Source organism: Kandleria vitulina DSM 20405, assembly GCF_000702065.1.
GTDB lineage: Bacteria > Bacillota_I > Bacilli_A > Erysipelotrichales > Coprobacillaceae > Kandleria > Kandleria vitulina.
Map to the genome: position 1 here is coordinate 99,499 of NZ_JNKN01000001.1, position 18,699 is coordinate 118,197.

The window sequence follows — 18,699 nt, forward strand, 5'->3', positions numbered from 1 at the left end:
TCAATAACTTTTAGTTCTCTTTTAGGACATTAACAATATCTATATTCAATTGTTTTCTTAATGTATATCCCGTTATGAATATAACCACCAATAATGAAGAAATCATCATCTTTATTATTGAAAGATAAGGCCACCTTAAAAGAAAACGTGCATTAATAAAAGTAGGAATAACTTCTTTATTAATAAAGATCATCAGATAATTAATACAAAGAAAACTTAACAGTGAAGAAAAAAGAAAACAGCTTAATACAAACATATAATACAAAACAAACAACTGTCCCTTTTTCGCATACAGACAATAAAATAAGGCAATGTCCTTTCTCATCTTGTAAATGAGTTCATCAATATTAGCACACATAAAAAAGATAGTAGACACGATCGCCAGTGTTGCAAAAAGAAAAAGGACTGCTTCTATTTTATTAAAAAACTGTGAAACCTGATCTTCGCTCTTTTTACCTACTTTCTTAAAATGAAGTTCAGGATACTTTCTTATTAAATAAGATAAAGATAATCCTCTTGTATAATAAAGAATCCCATATCGATAGTTTACTTTATGATGAAAACACTGCTCAATCAAAGTAAGATTCCCTCTTCTTCTATAGTAGATTTCAATCTTCTTATTTTCAAAAGACACCCCTACCACCTTTACCTTAACACCTTTCGCCTTTCTTCCATGATGATAATAAAGATAACAGCTTCTATTAAGCTGTCTTCCTAATCTATTAAAAAGAGTTCTAGAAACAATAATTTCATTATCGTTTCTTGCATATCTTCCTAAAGAAACCCTTTTTACCCCCTGTGATTCATCCATCACTTCGATACATTCTCTTTGATTGAAACGTTGGGGATTTAAAGAAATCCCTAATAATTCATAATCTTCTGGATAAATGAAGACCTGTGAAACATACTTTTCTTTATCTAAAGACAATGGACAAGATGTACATCTAAAACTTAATGCATCATGTGGCAGGAGTTCATGAAGATAAGATTGCACTTCTTTTCTAAATGAACATGTCATATTGACACAGGCCATTAACATACACATCGTCACAAAAAATACAAAGGATAATCGCACATAAGATGAAAGATGTCCTTTAACTAGAGATAAAAACAAGACAAAAAAGCGCTTATAGTCATGATGAAAAGCAGTGCTTTTCCCCTTGTTTCTTTTTTCAATATGGCCTTCAAGGTGACCATCTTCTAATGTAAGAACATCCGTACAGTACTCATGTATGAGTTCTTCATCATGCGATGCTACAAGGACCAGATGTTCTTTGGCATATTCTTTTAAAGTACACATGACTTCCTGGGCACATTGGTGATCCAAGGAGGCTGTCGGTTCATCACAAAGTATGATATCAGGCTGATAGTAAAAGCTCCTATTGAGAGCTATACGCTGTCTTTGCCCAAGCGACAAAAGCGGTATAGCACTATGCATATAGGAAGAAATATGAAATAAAGAAAGTGAAGGAAATATGGAGGAATGAAAATCATCATAAAGTCTGATATTGTGGTGAACCGATAGCCATGATACAAGCTCATGTCTTTGCAGTATAATCGCAATACGCTTTTTATCTTTAATTAGACTTAATTCTCCATCCACAAAGATCTTTCCGCCATGCTTAAGATCCAATCCTGCAAGAATATACAAAAGCGTACTTTTTCCACTGCCGCTTTTTCCAAGCAATCCAATCATGCCAGTTTCAGGCAAGGTGATTGAAATATTTTCTAGAACAAGTTCCTGTCCGTAGATCTTATAAATATCTCTTAATTCAATCATTAATTATCCTCCCTTAACAATGACACAATCTTTTCATTAGAAAGCGATTCTTTTCCTGTTAAAGAAATCATCATATAAATGACTGTGATGATAACATAATAGCTAATCGGCAATACATAAAGAGAAAAGTGAAAACAGCTTTCACTTATATGAAAAAGATAGTTAACACAAAACAAGTCAATATAGATCGCAAATGTCAATAATGAAGTACATAGCGTTACTAACAGCGCTTCTTTCTTATAGATTCTTGTAACTTTATTAATAGAAACACCTACACTTAAAAGAATGGCACTTTCTCTTTTTCTTTCTTCATGGATGCTTCTTTTAATAATAAAAACATACAAACAAGAAATAATGATTGCTATTAAAAAGAATACAATAAACACAAATGATGCTAATTTCCACAATGTTTCAAAGCTTTTTTGTAAGAGAACCCATTCATTTTCTACATGGGAATACTTTTTCCTGATTGCTTCATAATCCCCTTCAACGACATATTGCGAAGCAGAATAATAATGATACCTCTGATAAAAACTCTGTGATACAAAAGCACGTTTCATGCCCAGTATTTCATGATAGTGTCCTACTACATGAAAACAGTGTTTTCCTTCTAATTCATAATTGATTTTCTTCTTATCAACTGTATCACTAACCAGCACTTCATCTTTTTCTATAGGAAGACGTCCATCTACAAGATGAATATGATCTGTCCTTTCTGGCATGACATGCCAATCTATTTCACCAGGAAAATCTCCACATTCAAATAGAAATAATCCTTTCGGACATGGTTCTTCTACAATATTCATATATTTTAAAGGATGACCATCAAGAATCAGCTGCCATGTTTTATTGAGACTATATAGTCCTGTACTCATTATTAAGAATAAAAGCATCATAAAACATTGAAAGATAATAAGTCTTGTATATCTTCTTTTATGATATTTAAGTGAAGAATAAACAAAATGAACATGTGCTTTCCTCGTTGCTTTTCCCCATTTTTTCTGATCTAAAACATCCTTATGACTTATGCATCTTAGTTTCTTATCAAGCTGATACAATTCATCTACATATTGCCTTAATAGTGAGACATCATGTGAGACCACAATGACAAGTGCATACCTGGAAGCTTCTTTTAATAATGTCATAACTTCATGAGACTGTGCCTGATGCAAGGCTCCCGTAGGTTCATCACAAAAAAGAATAGGAACCTGTCTTAACAGTGAACGAGCAATCGCTACTCTTTTTGCTTGTCCTACTGATAGTTCATGAGGATATTTTTTTAATAGATGGGACAGTTCAAGTTTTTCTAGCAGTCTATTAAAATAATGTGGATCATAGTGTTTATTCATTAAGCAGCATTCTGATAATAGATTATCTTTTACATTAAGATAACTTAATAGATCGTTATTTTGTCTAATGAAGCTGTAGTCACCTTCTCTTATAACTTCTCCCTCACATGGAAGCATTCCTGAAAGAACATAAAGCAATGTGGTTTTCCCACATCCGCTTTTTCCATATATGCCAATCAAGCCATGATCTGGAAATGTCATGGTGATTGAATCGATGACTAAATGATCAAAAGAAAGTTTTACGTTATCCATCTTTAACACATTATCACATCCATGTTATAATCTTTTCATCTTACAAAGGAGTCGCATTATGAAGAATAATTTTCCTTATACATTAGACAATAAGAGATATCATACATACAATTACTTTCTTAAAAAGAAATATCATACTAAAGTCGCTAAAGTCGCATTGAACGCTGATTTTACCTGCCCTAATAGAGATGGCAGCAAAGGTGTCGGAGGATGCAGCTTCTGTTCAAGCATGGGAGCAGGAGAATACGCTGGCAATGTCAATGATGATCTGATGAAACAATTTAATGATCAAAAAGAAATCATGAGAAGAAAATGGCCTCATTGTCAGTTCATTCCTTATTTTCAGGCTTTTACTAATACTTATGCTCCAATAGAAACATTAAAGCAGCGTTTTGAGCCATTTCTTCATCTTGAAGACTGTGTTGGTCTTGCCATAGCCACAAGAGCAGACTGCATCACTGAAGAGATTGCTCAATATCTTGGAACATTAAACAAGGAAACTGATATCTATATTGAACTAGGTCTTCAAAGTATTCATGATGAAACTTCTAAGATCATCAATCGCTGTGAAGATTTTGAAACCTTCAAGAAAGGTCTGTCTTTACTTAGAAAATATGGACTGGAAGTATGTGTCCATATTATTAACGGTCTTCCTTATGAAACACATGAGATGATGCTAGAGACAGCTATTGAAGTTGGTAAGCTAGATATTCAGGCTATCAAGATTCATAGTCTTTATATCATGAAGAACACTGCCCTTTATCTTCAGTATATGAATAAGCCTTTTCCACTCTTATCAAGAGATGACTATATTTCATTAGTTGTAGAACAATTGCGCCATATTCCTAGTCATGTCGTTGTGGAACGTCTTACTGGTGATGCAATGATCGGACAGCTTTTTGAACCACAGTGGTCAATTAGAAAGACAACCATCTTAAATGATATTGATAAGCTTATGGCTAAGAATGATATCTATCAGGGTGATCTTGTTTAGCTCTATATATCTATACATAAAAAATTCCGGGATTTCTCCCGGAACTTTTTTATTCTGTTTCTAGTAGACCATAGCCTCCGTCATTACGTTTATAAATGACGCTAACAGCATTTGATTCTGTATCTAGATAAACAAAGAAAGAATGTCCAATCAATTCCATCTGCATGATTGCTTCTTCCATATCCATTGGTTTAGGATTAATTGATTTTGTCTTAACAATGACATCTTCTTCATCATCACCAGCAATATCATCAAGTGTCTGAATATTGAAAGCTAACTTATTGTTTTTAGATTTTCTACTTAATCTTGTCTTATACTTTCTAATCTGACCTTCTAATTTATCGATGACTAAATCAATGGCATTGTATAAATCATCACTTACTTCTTCTGCTCTTAATAAGACGTATTCTGTCGGAATTGTTACCTCGATCTTCTGACCAAAAGTATAAGTTCTTACTAATACCTTAGCCTCGATATTATCACTCATGATAAAGTATTTATCTAATTTAGATAACTGTTTTTCAACTTTATCCTGGATTCCTTTAGTAACAGTAATATTTTTTCCTCTAATACTCACTTTCATAATGAATACCTCCTAATATTAATATTTTAACCTTTTTTAGGTTTCCATTTTCTATTTAGTTGTAAGCGTTTACCTCCTTGTTTAATTACATTATACTATACATATTAAAAAATGCTACTTAAAATATTCATTTTATAAAAATGTAGAACAGCATACTATCTTATAAAATTTAAATTATCCGCTTATAATCAAAAGAAAGGCATTTCTGCCTTTCTTTTAAAATTTTATAAATATTTTTTTATGGCATCTACACGATCAAGTGCTTCCCATGGATATTCTTTTCTTCCGAAATGTCCATAAGCTGCTGTAGATGAGTAAATTGGTCTTTGTAGATCCAATGTATCAATAATGCCTTTTGGTGTTAAATCAAATTCATTCTTGATAGCGTGTAAAATATTATCAATAGAAGTCTTTTCAGTACCGTATGTTTCTACGAAAATACTTGTTGGTTCCTTGATACCAATCGCATAAGAAAGCTGAATTTCGCATCTGTCGCAGGCACCTGCAGCGACAATGTTCTTAGCGATATATCTTGCCATATAAGCAGCAGAACGGTCTACCTTAGTTGGATCCTTGCCAGAGAACGCTCCTCCGCCATGTCTTGCCATTCCACCGTATGTATCTACAATGATCTTTCTTCCTGTAAGTCCAGTATCACCATGTGGTCCACCGATTACGAATCTTCCTGTTGGATTGATATAGACCTTATAGTCATGATTTAAGCCATATTTGTCGACAACCTTGTCCATGATATCGTTCTTGATGAATGTCTTAAATGCATCTTCATCAAAGTCTTCATCATGTTGAACGGACATAAGAATAGTATCAATTCTTGGATGTTTTTCATCAGTATAATCAACTGTAACCTGAGACTTCATATCCGGTCTAGCCCACTTGAATGTTCCATCATGACGTAATTCACTAGCATATCTTACTAGATGATGAGCAATAGAGACAGGAAGTGGCATATACCCTTCTGTTTCATTTGTAGCATAGCCAAACATGATTCCCTGGTCACCAGCGCCACCTACTTCATTGTTTGTACCTAAAGCGATATCTTTAGACTGTGTATCCATGACCACCTTGATTTCACAATGATCAGCATCAATACCGATTTCATCGCTTGTATAGCCAATACGTCTAATGACATCACGGGCTACTTTTTCATAATCTACCTTGGCAGCAGTTGTAATTTCTCCACCGATAACTACAAAGTTAGTAGTTGCAAATACTTCACAGGCAACACGGCTATCTGGATCTTCTGCTAAGCAGGCATCTAAAATAGCATCACTGATCTGGTCGCAGACTTTGTCTGGATGACCTTCCGAGACAGATTCAGATGTAAATAAAATCTTTTCTTTCACTTTCTATTCCTCCTGTAAAAATAAAAAAGCTTTCAAGAGGAAAGCTTTTGCTATCCTCTTATTGTTCAAGTTTCCTTGCTAGGTAAAGGCACCTTCTTCATAAAGGGTTGCCACCACTTTAAAACGATCCTCATCTATGTGGTTCTTAATAAGAGCTTTTTTATATCAAATTTTCTTTGACATTATAATATATGTCAGCAATAATTGCAACATTAAACTGCAACAACTTCTGTGACTCCTGGTACTTCTTCCATAAGAATCATTTCAACGCCTTCTTTGATATCATCATCAATATAAGCGCATCCCTGACAGGCACCTAGTACTCGAACGTAAACGACTCCTTCTTCAAAGCGCACATATTCAATATCTCCGCCATCTCTTTGAAGATAAGGTCTTAACTTATTAATAACATTCTTAATATCCTGTTCAATCTGATCCATATTTCACACCTCGATTCATCCTTAATGCATTATAACGCAACCTCTTCTTTTTTAAAAGCAATATGCTTGAAAAAGAAGAGAAGAAAAAATGACAAATAAAAAACGATACCTCAGTATCGTCACTTATTAAATGGAGCGGGTGATGGGAATCGAACCCACGTAGTCAGCTTGGAAGGCTGAAGTTCTACCATTGAACTACACCCGCATAGAGATGGTGACTCGCAGGAGATTCGAACTCCTGACCCTCTGATTAAAAGTCAGATGCTCTACCAACTGAGCTAGCGAGTCAAATATATTTTTAGCTTCATTGGATCATTTAAATGGAGCGGGTGATGGGAATCGAACCCACGTAGTCAGCTTGGAAGGCTGAAGTTCTACCATTGAACTACACCCGCATTATAGATGGTGACTCGCAGGAGATTCGAACTCCTGACCCTCTGATTAAAAGTCAGATGCTCTACCAACTGAGCTAGCGAGTCAAAAAACATAAAACTAATAAAACCTTATAGAGATGGCTGGGCTAGCTGGATTCGAACCAGCGAAATGACAGAGTCAAAGTCTGTTGCCTTACCGCTTGGCTATAGCCCAATAGAGAATGGTGGGGAGGGACGGATTCGAACCATCGAACCAAAAGGAACTGAGTTACAGTCAGCCGCGTTTAGCCACTTCGCTACCTCCCCAGAAATTCTATTAAAATGGTGCCGGCTATAGGACTTGAACCCACAACCTACTGATTACAAGTCAGTTGCTCTACCAATTGAGCTAAGCCGGCTTATAAATGGTGGGGGCTAACGGGCTCGAACCGCTGACCCTCTGCTTGTAAGGCAGATGCTCTCCCAACTGAGCTAAGCCCCCGCTGTCGAATGCTCATACATAATAGCATTTCACTTATATGAAGTCAACATAATTTTTAAAAAAACTTTTATTTTCTTTTTCCCCTTCTATAAAAGAAAATCACCGCTTTTTGCGGTGATTTAAAATAAGTCCATTTCATCATCATTTTTATAATTCGCATCCACTACAATTGTTTCCATCTGATCGATACATTCCTGTACCTGAGTTGCATAATCCCACTGTGATTCGAACTCTTCACACTTGTATGTCTTAGGTTTTGTAGCTGGTTTTTTAGGTGTAAAGATTGTACAACAATCTTCATGTGGACGAATAGAAATATCATATGTGCCAATTCTTTCTGCAACATCGATAATTTCTAATTTATCCATGCAGGCTACTGGTCTAATAACCGGTGTAGTGATAACACTGTTGATTGTTAGCATAGAATCTAAAGTCTGGCTTGCTACCTGTCCTACGCTTTCACCATTGACAATAGCTTTACAATGGCGTTTTCTTGCAACACCTTCCGCAATACGATACATCATACGTCTCATGACTGTCATCGCATAAGATTCTTCACAATGATCATAGACAGAAAGCTGTAATTTTGTAAATGGGATAATATGTACTGTAATCTTACCATGAGCTGATTCTTTTAAGACATTAAGTAGATCTAATACTTTCTCTCTTGCCAAATCATTTGTATAAGGTGGAGAGGCATAGTGGATACATTCAATATCGATTCCTCTCTTCATCATTAAATAACCTGCAACTGGTGAGTCAATACCACCTGAAAGCATCAATAATGCTTTTCCACCGATTCCTACAGGATATCCTCCCGCTCCCATTACGACATTATCCATAACGTAAGCAGCATCTTTTCTAAATTCTACTTTTACAAGAATATCTGGATTATGAACATCTACTTTTAGGTTTTCTTTTTTTGTCATGTTAAAGATATACCCAGCAATAGCTCTATTCATTTCAGGAGATGTCATCGGGAACTCTTTATCGCTTCTTTTTGTATTGATCTTAAAAGTAGTCCCTTCTGCTTCATCGACAATCTTGCAGGCTGCTTCTTTTACTTTCTGCAAGTCATGTTCTACCTTATAACATAAACTAAACGAATGGATCCCAAAGACTGTCTTTAATTTTGCACTGACTTTTTCTGGATCTTCTCCATTTAATAGGATAAAGATATGGTCATATGTCAACTCATATGATAACGATGTAAAATCATGCAAGATTTCTTTCGTGTTCTTTAAAAGCTTTCTTGTAAATAGTTTTCTGTTTTTTCCTTTTGTTGTTAATTCTCCAAAACGGACAATAATATGATTTGCTTCCATAATTACCTCTGTTTCTTTACTCTTGATAGCGAAAGATCAAGAGCTTCAATAAATGTATTTAATTCTTCTTTTGTCGTTAAATGCGATAAAGAGATACGCAATGCACTAATCGCAATGTCATGATCCACATGCATAGCTGCTAAAGTGTGAGCTACTTCTGTCTTTCTTGATGCACAGGCACTCTTGGTTGAAATATAGATATCACTTGTTTCTAGATCATGCACAAGAACTTCAGGCTTGTAATGAGGAACAGATATATTCAATATAAATGGCGAAGCATCTTCTGGCGAATTGATCACAACAGCTTCTCTTTTGCTAAGCTGTTCTCTTAAATAATGATTTAATTCTTTTACATAAGCAAGATGTTCTTCCTGTTTCTCAAGTGCAAGTCTCATCGTTTTTGCTAGTACGATATAAGTACACGCATTCGATGTCCCGCCTCTTAATCCAAATTCCTGCTGTCCGGCAGAAATAAGTGGAACGATGGCTGTATTGTCTTTCTTATAGAGAAGACCGCTTCCCTTTAATCCATAGATCTTATGTGCTGAAAATGATGCAAGATCACATACTGAAAGATCAATTGGCAGCTTTCCTAATGCCTGAACCATATCTACATGATACTTTGTCTTGGGATTCTTTTTTCTTATTATACGTGAAATGTCTTTAATAGGATTGATTGTACCTACTTCATTATTGACATACATTGTTGATACAAGAATTGTATCTTCCCTGATCATATCTTCTATTTGAGAGATATCGAGATGTCCCTCTTGATCTACTGGAATATAATCTACTTCAAAGCCAAACACTTCCTCTAGCTGCTTGAATGTATTTGCTACACTGGAATGTTCAAAACTTGTTGTAATAATATGTTTACCTCTGTTGGCATATTGAAAACATACACCCTTAATGGCTGTATTGTTCGCTTCAGATGCACATGAAGTAAAAATGATTTCATCATTTTTGACATGAAGCATCTTAGCGATATGTTCTCTTGATTTTTCTAATAGCCCATTGACTTCATAACCTAAAGAATACGCACTGTCCGAATTGGCAAAATACTTCCCTAGAAGTTTTTGATACGTCTTATAGATTTCATCATTCAATGGTGTTGTTGCTACATAATCTAAATAAATCATATCTTTCCCTCTTTCCAATCACACCTATTTTACACTATTTTTTCTTTCTTACAAGAAAAAGAACCCTAACAGTGTAGGGTTCTTAATTAGCCGCAACTTCTTCTTGTTTTTTTATCATTTTTTCATAGCTTCCCGGTTCAATCTTTTCAATGATATCAACCGCAGTCGCTAATGCTTTCGTATATTCACCATTTCTAAATAGCACTTCTGCTTTAGTTAGTTCAGTGTTGACTTCCATATAAGTTGAACGGAATCTGTTACCAAAGACAATGGCTTCTTCAACCATTTCAGCAGTAATGATAAGATTATGAACATTGTCATAAAGTTTATAGATGACATCTCTTGCCCCATCTACTTTCTTAGAAAGCTCTTCAAGCTTAACTGGCTTGCTCTCTTTAAATTCCTTGATTTCTTCAGCTTTTCTATAGGAATCCTGAATATAGTCCTTATAAGAATCATTGATCATTGGCAAATGATTATTCTTGATTTCAGACTTGATTTCCAATAATACAATATTGATATTCTCTAATTCATCTTCTGCTTTCTTTTCAACAATCTCAAGCTTTTCTTTTTGTGAGTTGAAAGACTTGATCTGTGCATCATGAGCAGCCATAGAAGCAATCATGTTTTCTACTGCTTCCAATGTATCAGAATAAGCAAAATCACCAGAACCTAATTTATCATTAAGCTGCTTATATTCCTTAAGCATGCCTGTAAATTCTTCATATGTGCTCGCAATTGGCATAGCCTCTAAATCAATCACATACTTCTTTTCCATTTCACGATAAGCACGCATGCTTGTTTCATAATCCTGATCGATACGTTCAATCTCTTTAGAAAGAATTGACCATCTTTCCTTAAATGTCTTATAAGAAGTCTTCTCTTTACTTAAATCAATAACCAATGATTCAATATGATCAGTCAAGACTTCAAGCTTTTCTCCTGCTTCCTTGATTTCAACTGCTTTAACAAGATCAACGGATTCTTCTAGTTCTTCTTCAATCTCATCATAGCGATCTTCAGCGTTAAGCTGTTCTAATGCAAAGACGTCTTCTTGAAGATCTTCAATTAAATGAGCAACCTTTTCTACTTTTCCTGGAAGAAGCTTGCTGACAACTGAAACATAGGAAGGAAGGTCTTTTAAATCAGCCGATAAGGCTTCAATACGTCCTTCAATCTGTTTAGTGAAAGCTTTTGCATCTTCAAATAACTGATTGTTCATCATTCCTTCTAGCTTAACGAAATCTTCATCAATACTATTGAAGATAACATTAACTTTAGGTACAAATGATTCAATTTTAGAACGTGATTCATCATATTGATTAGTCACTTCTCTGTATTTCTCTTTGACACGAATAATTTCAATTCTTTGAATATTTTCGATTTCAGTCACTTTTTCAATCTTCTTAAGAAGCTCTTTTGAATCTTTTTCATAAGTCGCATTCATCTGGCGAAGCTTTGCTAATTTCTTCTTAGCTCCTCTTAGCTTGCCATAGAAAAGCTGTTCGTCTACTTCATTGACAAGTACACCTAATTCATTTTGCTGAAAATCTACAATTCTATTATGTTCTTTTGCAAATTCTTCATATTGCTCAGCAACTTCTTTCATGTTCTTCGCAATACTTTGTACTCGTCCAAGACGATATTGGATTGGCAATGTCTTAATGCCGTTCATCTGATTTTCAATTTCGACAATTTCTTGTCTATATACTTTTAGTTTTAATGATCTATATATAAGAAGCGCAATAATCAAGAGCAATAGAATCACTCCGATAATAATAAGATTTCTAATGCCAATTAGCGCTATTATTTTATTTAAATAAGAAGTCAATTGTTCCATAGTTTAATGCTCCTTTTCTATTTCTTTTCTATTCTATCATATTATAAAAGTGTTTTCATCCATTTCTCTTTAAGTTTTTCTATTATTCAAGTCACATCACACGCAATTTTTTCTCTATTATTCATTGACTTTCCCATTTTTACATGTATAATACTTATTGCAATAAATGATAGCGGTACATAGAAGTTATACAGCTACGTTTTCACCGTAAGGTTGCAAAGTATTCCCGCAAAGAAATGCTTAATGGAAACATACGTATAATAAACTATGATCTCTATTGTTTTATGCGAATAAAACAATAAGGAGGTAACGTCAATGGCACGTTATACAGGACCTGTATGGAAGAAATCTAGAAGACTTGGTTTCTCTATACTTGAAAATGGAAAAGAATTAAACAAGAGACCTTATGCTCCAGGACAGCATGGTCAGAAGAGACATAAGTCTACTGAATATGGCTTACAGTTAGCTGAAAAGCAGAAAGTAAGACATATGTATGGTGTGAACGAAAAACAGTTCCACAACACTTACAACAGAGCTAACAAGATGGAAGGCGTAACTGGTGTAAACTTCTTATGCTTACTTGAATCAAGATTAGATAACGTTGTATACAGAATGGGTTATGCTTCAACAAGAAGACAGGCTAGACAGTTAGTTAACCATGGTCATATCACATTAAATGGTAAAAAGACTGATATCCCTTCATGTGAAGTTAAACCTGGTGATGTTGTAGCAGTTAGAGAAAAATCTCTTAACTTAGATATCATCAAAAATGCTTTAGAAGCTCAGATCACTGCACCTGGTTTCGTAGAAGTAGATAAAGAAAACAAAACTGGTAAGTTCACTAGATTACCTGAAAGATCTGAATTAAATCAGGAAATCAACGAACAGCTAATCGTAGAATACTACAACAGACTTGGATAATTCTTTAAAGTGCATCTTAGATGCACTTTTTCTTTTCAACAAAACTGTTTTTATATATAATATGTTTAATGAGGTGATTTAATGTCTGATAAAAACGAAGCAATTGAAGAATACAAGAGTGGCATTTCAAAATGGTGGGTCATCACTGGTATCCTGTTATTCCCTCTTGTTCCGTTTGCATTAATCTATTTGAATAAAAAAATAAACAAGTATGTAAGAGGTGCCTTAATCGTCATCTGGTTCATCGTTCTATGCGGCGTTTATCAGTTTGCCTGCATCAAGCAAGGCCCAGTCATCAAAAGCATTTCTGTTCCTGTTTCTACCATCAGCATGAAGGTAGGAACTTCCCATCAGATTTCTTATGATGTTAAGCCTCAATCCTCTAACTTGAAAATTGATGAAGTCAAATACACTTCTTCTAACCGTTCAATCGCAACTGTTGACAAGAAAGGAAATATCACTTCTATTTCTCCTGGTAAAACAACAATTACGATTACTGTTCAAGATAACCACTATACACAACGTACAAAAAAAATAACCCTGCTGGTTTTAAAATAGCCAGCAGTTTTTTTATGCTAGAATGTGGATAGGAGGTAGATAATATGAAAACACATACGTTTATCACCTGTCCAATATGTGGACATAAAGAAGAATTAACTCGCCCTCTTCTCTATCATGAACTACTTATCAATGAAGAGCATTTCACCTACACATGTCCTATGTGTAAACATAAAAGAATCATTGAAACACCTACGATCATCTATTATAAAAAACATCTGATTGCCTTTGATCCGGAAGGCTATCATCTTTCATTTATCATTGATTACCTCAATCAAGAAGACATCTCAAGTGTTCGCTTAACAGCCACTCTTTCTTCTTTTGTAGAAAAACAATTAATCCTAAAAAACAATTACAATGATATCGCCATAGAAGCCTATAAGCATTCACTTCGCTTCATGATGCATAAAAACCCTGTTCTCTTCTACAATGATGAACCCGTTGACACCCTTATAAACATGAGTGTAGACCCAGTTGAATCTTACTTGTTAAGTAAAACTCATTATGAAAAGATGGTCAATAACCCCCTCATTCATAAGCTGATCAAGTACGATACACCACTTGCAGTTGATAAACATTATATTGAAAAACTCTCTACAAGAAGAATTACAACAGCCAATATCAGTTTTAACAGTCAGATAATCAGTGCTATTCTTCCTTGTTTTCTTGATGCTTCAGTAGGTGATATTGCCTTATTTGAAAAGAACGGCTCTCTTCATTCAGGGATTATTCTTTCTTTTAAAGAAGAAGATGTCTTCAATATCTCTTCTTCAATAAAGATCAAGCAAATATTGACTGATGATTATGATGAAGAGTTCCTCAGATCATTAAAACATGTCCATGATTATCAAGAGAACTTCGATGAACTGATTTCACTAATGTGTGATCTGTATGTTTACATTCCCTTTGAAAACAATAAGCCTTACTATATGACTATCAGTCCAGAAACCTGTCTTCCTGTTTTCACAAAAAAAGAAAGCATTCATGAATGCTTTCCATTAGCTTCTAGAATTATTAAGACAAAACTTATTACTTTGCTTTATCTTACTATCTTTAAATGTGATGGTTTCTTATTTAATCCACAGATGGATTCAATCTTCTTTGCCAATCATTCTTTCTTGGATGTCTTAAAAGATCATCTCAATACATCATTATCCTAGAATGATTGTTCATCTATTTTATAATGACATCTTCCACTATAGCTATCCAAGGTGATCTTATAGATCGTAAAAGTTTTGATCAGTTCCTTATCATAACCAAATCCTTCATAGCCATAATGAAGTACAATGAGATCCATCGCATGTTCATATTCATCCTTTTCTATTGTCTCAATGGTCCCCTTGCCAAGCACTGAAGCGTATGAACAGGAAATATACTTTCCTCCTACTTGATAATAGTCATAGACAATATCAGCTTCAATGCTGACATGTGGATTCTTTTCAATTAGATCAATCTTCTTTCCTTTTTGATCAGTATGAATATAGAATACGAAATGACCATCTTCATAATCTACGCCATAGGAAAATGGAAGAACATAGGGATATTCTCCATCAGAAAAAGCGACATGCAAGGAATCACATACCTGCAAAGTCGCAAGAATCTCTCCAATATCTTCCATTTTTCTATCTTTTCTTATCATAATTCCCATCCCCTTTAATTCATCTATTTCTATTCTATATTGTTTTTAAAGCGCTTACAAGACTTTCGGGTTTTCCTTTCGACAAAAACATAAATTCACAAACTGTTTTCCTTGCATAATTTGAAAAATAAGCATACTATCTTGTATATGCACTAAGAGATATTTCTCTTAAATACAGGCTGTTAAGGAGAGTAAAATGTCTATTAAACTAATTGCAACGGATATGGATGGAACATTCCTTGATCACAATAAAATGTTTGATTATGAATTCTTAAGTCAATTCTACAAGATGCAAGATAAAGGTATTTATTTTGTTTTAGCAAGTGGAAATCAATATTTAAGAATCTATCATCAATTTATTCCAATGAGTGAAAACATTTACTTTGTAGCTGACAATGGTGCCTATATTGCACATGGCCCAAAAGTTCTTGCTTATCACACATTAACAGATGTACAAGTACGTCATACTTTAAAGGCACTTGAAAGATACGAACATCTTGTTGTCATGATGTCCGGTCTTAATGGTACACATCTTTTAAAGAAAGACAAAAAATATGAACATGTTGCGAAGAACTATTATCGCAATCTTCAATATTATGATAGCTTTGATGAAGTCAAAGATAAGATCATGAAAATCACTTTATTTGATCCAGAAAATGATATTCATCTCTTTGAAGATGAAATACGTTCCCTTCTAGATGAAGGTGTCACTGCCACAACTGCTGGTAATGAATGGCTAGATGTTCAGCCAGTTGGTGTAAATAAAGGAAATGGCATCAAGCTTCTACAGGAGAAGCTTGGCGTTTCGCCTGACGAATGTGTCGCATTCGGTGATGCCATGAATGACTTCTCAATGTTTAAAAGCGTCACTTACAGCTATGCCATGAAAAATGCGGATGATCGCATCAAGGCTATTGCGCATGAAGTGCTTCCTTATACAAATGAGGAAAATGGTGTTGTTAAAAAGATTCGAGAAATTCTTAATAAGTAAAAAAAGTGGAGAAATTTTCTCCACTTTTTCATTTTTATTTAATTAAGTACATTTATAATCTATAATGTATATAGAAAGGATGGTGTGACACAATGAAACTCACTCATAAAAATGCTTCTCAAGCTGTTAGATTATATTCCGTTGCTGCTAGTGTGTGTTTAATTCTCACTTGTGTCATCGGTTTATATTCAAGCCTTAAATCAAACGCCTCTTTATTCTTAATTATTTTTTTCTCCCTACTTCTCATTGCTGCCTTTATCAAGCTATTCTGGAATATGAAAAAATGGGTGGATAAGGAAGAATATAAATAAAAAGATGTTTCATTACGAAACATCTTTTTAACACGCCATGAGCAAGAAATCCCCCACCTATAGAGGTGGGGGGATTTCTTGCGATAAACACGGTGTTTCTTGACTTTTGTATCTGATGATATTATAATATAATTGTAAATCAGTCGTATGTATAATAAAGGTTATAAATATTATGAAATTAGACAATAATAATCATTCAGTGTTCATGCTGCGTTATCACCTTATCATGTGCGTAAAGTATCGCAATAAGGTGATAGATGACAAAATCTCAAGCCGTCTCAAAGAGATTTTTGAGAAGATTGCCCCTACGTATAACATTACGTTAGAGGAATGGAATTATGATATTGACCATGTACATATCGTATTCCGAGGACAACCTAACACAGAGATAAGTAAATTTATTAATGCGTATAAATCTGCAAGCAGCAGACTTATCAAGAAAGAGTTTCCTCAGATACGTAAATCTCTTTGGAAAGAGATGTTCTGGTCACAGAGTTTTTGTCTGCTGACCACAGGCGGTGCTACCGTAGATATTATCAAGCAATATATACAATCCCAAGGTAAGAAAGATGACAAACAGAGCCATTAAGTATAGAGCATATCCTACAACTGAACAAAGTGTTATGTTTACCAAGACCTTCGGTTGTTGCCGTAAAGTGTGGAATCTTATGCTCGCAGATAAAATTGAGAGCTACAAGTCTACAGGCAAGTTTGTTACTGTAACACCTGCCAAATACAAAAAGGATTATCTATATCTCAAGGAAGTAGACAGTCTTGCTTTAGCGAATGTACAACTAAACTTACAAAGCGCTTTCAAGAACTGCTTTGGCAAATCCCGTAAGAAAAACAACGGATTTCCTAAATTTAAATCTGCAAAACGCAGCCGTAAGTCATATACTACAAACAATCAGCATGGTACTGTCGCCATTAATGATAACAGCATTAGACTCCCTAAAATCGGTCATGTGAAGACAGTTATCCATCGTAAGCCTAATGATAGCTGGATAGTCAAATCAGCTACAGTATCACAGGAATCTGATGGAAAGTTCTATATTTCCGTATTGTTTGAGATTGCAGATAGTAAAAATACCTATGTGGCAGACACGAATAACTGTATTGGTCTAGATTATGCTTCTGACGGTTTGTATGTAGATAATAATGGTAACGTTGGTACAAATCACAAATACTATCATGAAAGCCATGATAAGCTTGCTAAATCACAACGTAGGCTGTCACGTATGCAAGGCTCTAAAAAGCATGAAATCAAATCCAATAATTACCTAAAGCAACTCCGCAAAGTAAACAAAATACATAGACATATCGCTAATCAGAGATTAGATAATCTGCATAAAATATCTACTGAGATAGCCAATCAGTACGATGTTGTATGCGTAGAATCTCTGAACATGAAATCTATGTCAAATAATGGTTTTGGTAATGGTAAAGCTACTCTTGATAATGGATACGGAATGTTTCTGTCAATGCTTGAATATAAGTTATCAGAAAGAAACAAATATCTTGTAAAAGTAGATAAGTGGTTTCCGTCATCACAAATATGCCATTGTTGTGGAAAGATACATCCTGAGATGAAAAATCTCACAATTCGCACAATGAAATGTGATTGCGGTCTTACAATAAGCCGTGACCAGAACGCTGCTATTAATATCTTACATGAGGGATTACGTATACTAAACGAATCTTTTGCAGTAGCCTAAACATTAAATATACAGTAGGGATGGAATAGCCCTAACTTATACGCCTGTGGACATTGTGTAAGACATTGAGTTGCGTATCATCGTAGTCAATGCAGTAATGGTTGAAGCAGGAAGCTCCGACTTCAAATGCGTAGCATTAAGTCGGAGTAGTTCACAATAGCTGATCACTATCAAGAATGATAGTGACAGGTCCATCATTTAACAATGAAATCTTCATATCTGCACCAAAGATTCCTGTTTCTACATGAACCCCTTTTGCTTTTAATAATTCATTAAACTGATTGTACATTGGCAAAGATACATCGGGCTTAGCCGCATGCGTGAAGCTTGGTCGTCTTCCCTTTTTTGCATCAGCGTAAAGCGTAAATTGAGAAATGGACAAAATTTCTCCTTTGACATCTAACAGTGAACGATTCATTTTTCCTTCTTCATCGCTAAAGACGCGAAGATTGACGACTTTGTCTGCCATCTTCTCAAGAACATCCTTCTGATCTTCTGTCGATATTCCTACTAATGCCATGTATCCATCTTTTATTTCACCAGTCACCTGTTCATCCACAACACATGAGGCGTGTGTCACTCTTTGTAGTATAACTTTCATCCGCATTTACTTCCTTTAAAAAAATGTTATAATCAGTATGCC

At 34.8% G+C, this 18,699-nt stretch carries 18 protein-coding genes, 8 tRNA genes and 1 riboswitch; of the genes, 8 read left to right on the forward strand and 18 right to left on the reverse strand.

The genetic code is table 11. The features are described from left to right. Positions 1–10 precede the first annotated feature (10 nt). A complete protein-coding gene (locus T513_RS0100465; RefSeq protein ID WP_031588501.1) occupies positions 11–1,780 on the reverse strand; it encodes an ABC transporter ATP-binding protein in 1,770 nt (589 codons plus the stop codon). Further along, the gene (locus T513_RS0100470) at positions 1,780–3,381 is read right to left on the reverse strand and encodes an ATP-binding cassette domain-containing protein (protein WP_155266044.1); all 1,602 of its coding nucleotides are present in this window, start codon (positions 3,379–3,381) and stop codon (positions 1,780–1,782) included. Before T513_RS0100470 ends, T513_RS0100465 begins: the two co-directional genes overlap by 1 nt. Before the next feature lie 58 nt (positions 3,382–3,439). Here T513_RS0100470 and mnmL point away from each other — a divergent pair, with 58 nt between their 5' ends. Continuing rightward, the gene (gene mnmL / locus T513_RS0100475) at positions 3,440–4,375 is read left to right on the forward strand and encodes a tRNA modification radical SAM protein MnmL/YtqA (RefSeq protein ID WP_029070156.1); all 936 of its coding nucleotides are present in this window, start codon (positions 3,440–3,442) and stop codon (positions 4,373–4,375) included. Between the two features lie 49 nt (positions 4,376–4,424). Here the strand turns inward: mnmL and hpf are convergent, their stop codons facing one another. The 14 genes from hpf to T513_RS0100545 all read right to left on the reverse strand — a co-directional run bounded on the left by hpf (position 4,425) and on the right by T513_RS0100545 (position 11,921). Beyond that, on the reverse strand, positions 4,425–4,958 hold the full coding sequence (gene hpf, locus T513_RS0100480; protein WP_029070157.1) for a ribosome hibernation-promoting factor, HPF/YfiA family: 534 nt from the start codon (positions 4,956–4,958) through the stop codon (positions 4,425–4,427). Between the two features lie 224 nt (positions 4,959–5,182). Continuing rightward, the gene (metK, locus tag T513_RS0100485; protein ID WP_029070158.1) at positions 5,183–6,322 is read right to left on the reverse strand and encodes a methionine adenosyltransferase; all 1,140 of its coding nucleotides are present in this window, start codon (positions 6,320–6,322) and stop codon (positions 5,183–5,185) included. Between the two features lie 55 nt (positions 6,323–6,377). Continuing rightward, positions 6,378–6,477, reverse strand: a riboswitch (SAM riboswitch). Between the two features lie 57 nt (positions 6,478–6,534). After that, positions 6,535–6,762 carry a NifU family protein gene (locus T513_RS0100490; RefSeq protein ID WP_029070159.1) on the reverse strand — a complete coding sequence of 76 codons (228 nt, stop codon included), beginning with the start codon at positions 6,760–6,762 and terminating at the stop codon, positions 6,535–6,537. A 131-nt stretch (positions 6,763–6,893) separates the two neighbouring features. After that, positions 6,894–6,967 (reverse strand) — tRNA-Gly (locus tag T513_RS0100495). Between the two features lie 7 nt (positions 6,968–6,974). After that, positions 6,975–7,050: transfer RNA gene (locus tag T513_RS0100500), tRNA-Lys, on the reverse strand. Positions 7,051–7,083: 33 nt separating this feature from the next. Then, a tRNA-Gly gene (locus T513_RS0100505) sits at positions 7,084–7,157 on the reverse strand. 8 nt (positions 7,158–7,165) lie between these two features. After that, positions 7,166–7,241: transfer RNA gene (locus T513_RS0100510), tRNA-Lys, on the reverse strand. Positions 7,242–7,274: 33 nt separating this feature from the next. Next, a tRNA-Gln gene (locus T513_RS0100515) sits at positions 7,275–7,350 on the reverse strand. A gap of 8 nt (positions 7,351–7,358) precedes the next feature. Beyond that, positions 7,359–7,442, reverse strand: a tRNA-Tyr gene (locus T513_RS0100520). A 16-nt stretch (positions 7,443–7,458) separates the two neighbouring features. Next, positions 7,459–7,534, reverse strand: a tRNA-Thr gene (locus T513_RS0100525). Positions 7,535–7,541: 7 nt separating this feature from the next. Further along, positions 7,542–7,617 (reverse strand) — tRNA-Val (locus T513_RS0100530). A gap of 119 nt (positions 7,618–7,736) precedes the next feature. Next, positions 7,737–8,942 (reverse strand): tRNA uracil 4-sulfurtransferase ThiI, encoded by a 1,206-nt coding sequence (gene thiI, locus T513_RS0100535; RefSeq protein ID WP_029072478.1) that lies wholly within the window; start codon positions 8,940–8,942, stop codon positions 7,737–7,739. 2 nt (positions 8,943–8,944) lie between these two features. Then, on the reverse strand, positions 8,945–10,081 hold the full coding sequence (locus T513_RS0100540; protein ID WP_031588503.1) for a cysteine desulfurase family protein: 1,137 nt from the start codon (positions 10,079–10,081) through the stop codon (positions 8,945–8,947). Positions 10,082–10,163: 82 nt separating this feature from the next. Then, positions 10,164–11,921 carry a septation ring formation regulator EzrA gene (locus T513_RS0100545; protein ID WP_031588504.1) on the reverse strand — a complete coding sequence of 586 codons (1,758 nt, stop codon included), beginning with the start codon at positions 11,919–11,921 and terminating at the stop codon, positions 10,164–10,166. Between the two features lie 315 nt (positions 11,922–12,236). Between T513_RS0100545 and rpsD the strand changes: the two genes are divergently transcribed. From rpsD to T513_RS0100560, 3 genes are all read left to right on the forward strand, one after another. Next, positions 12,237–12,842, forward strand: a complete 606-nt coding sequence (rpsD, locus tag T513_RS0100550; protein ID WP_029070163.1) for a 30S ribosomal protein S4 — start codon at positions 12,237–12,239, stop codon at positions 12,840–12,842. 81 nt (positions 12,843–12,923) lie between these two features. After that, positions 12,924–13,400 (forward strand): Ig-like domain-containing protein, encoded by a 477-nt coding sequence (locus T513_RS0100555; protein ID WP_029070164.1) that lies wholly within the window; start codon positions 12,924–12,926, stop codon positions 13,398–13,400. Positions 13,401–13,444: 44 nt separating this feature from the next. After that, the gene (locus T513_RS0100560; protein WP_031588505.1) at positions 13,445–14,560 is read left to right on the forward strand and encodes a CpXC domain-containing protein; all 1,116 of its coding nucleotides are present in this window, start codon (positions 13,445–13,447) and stop codon (positions 14,558–14,560) included. Here T513_RS0100560 and T513_RS0100565 read toward each other — a convergent pair. Beyond that, complete coding sequence (locus T513_RS0100565; RefSeq protein WP_031588506.1) at positions 14,557–15,039, reverse strand: pyridoxamine 5'-phosphate oxidase family protein; 483 nt, start codon at positions 15,037–15,039, stop codon at positions 14,557–14,559. The two genes, T513_RS0100560 and T513_RS0100565, sit on opposite strands and share 4 nt — an antisense overlap. A 196-nt stretch (positions 15,040–15,235) precedes the next feature. Here T513_RS0100565 and T513_RS0100570 point away from each other — a divergent pair, with 196 nt between their 5' ends. From T513_RS0100570 to T513_RS0100585, 4 genes are all read left to right on the forward strand, one after another. After that, on the forward strand, positions 15,236–16,030 hold the full coding sequence (locus T513_RS0100570) for a Cof-type HAD-IIB family hydrolase (RefSeq protein WP_031588507.1): 795 nt from the start codon (positions 15,236–15,238) through the stop codon (positions 16,028–16,030). 92 nt (positions 16,031–16,122) lie between these two features. Then, the gene (locus T513_RS12110) at positions 16,123–16,341 is read left to right on the forward strand and encodes a hypothetical protein (protein WP_155266045.1); all 219 of its coding nucleotides are present in this window, start codon (positions 16,123–16,125) and stop codon (positions 16,339–16,341) included. A gap of 172 nt (positions 16,342–16,513) precedes the next feature. Continuing rightward, complete coding sequence (gene tnpA / locus T513_RS0100580; RefSeq protein ID WP_031588509.1) at positions 16,514–16,930, forward strand: IS200/IS605 family transposase; 417 nt, start codon at positions 16,514–16,516, stop codon at positions 16,928–16,930. Beyond that, a complete protein-coding gene (locus T513_RS0100585; protein WP_031588511.1) occupies positions 16,911–18,056 on the forward strand; it encodes an RNA-guided endonuclease TnpB family protein in 1,146 nt (381 codons plus the stop codon). Before tnpA ends, T513_RS0100585 begins: the two co-directional genes overlap by 20 nt. A gap of 151 nt (positions 18,057–18,207) precedes the next feature. Here T513_RS0100585 and dtd read toward each other — a convergent pair whose 3' ends face one another. Beyond that, positions 18,208–18,657 carry a D-aminoacyl-tRNA deacylase gene (dtd, locus tag T513_RS0100590; RefSeq protein WP_031588512.1) on the reverse strand — a complete coding sequence of 150 codons (450 nt, stop codon included), beginning with the start codon at positions 18,655–18,657 and terminating at the stop codon, positions 18,208–18,210. Positions 18,658–18,699: the final 42 nt, after the last annotated feature.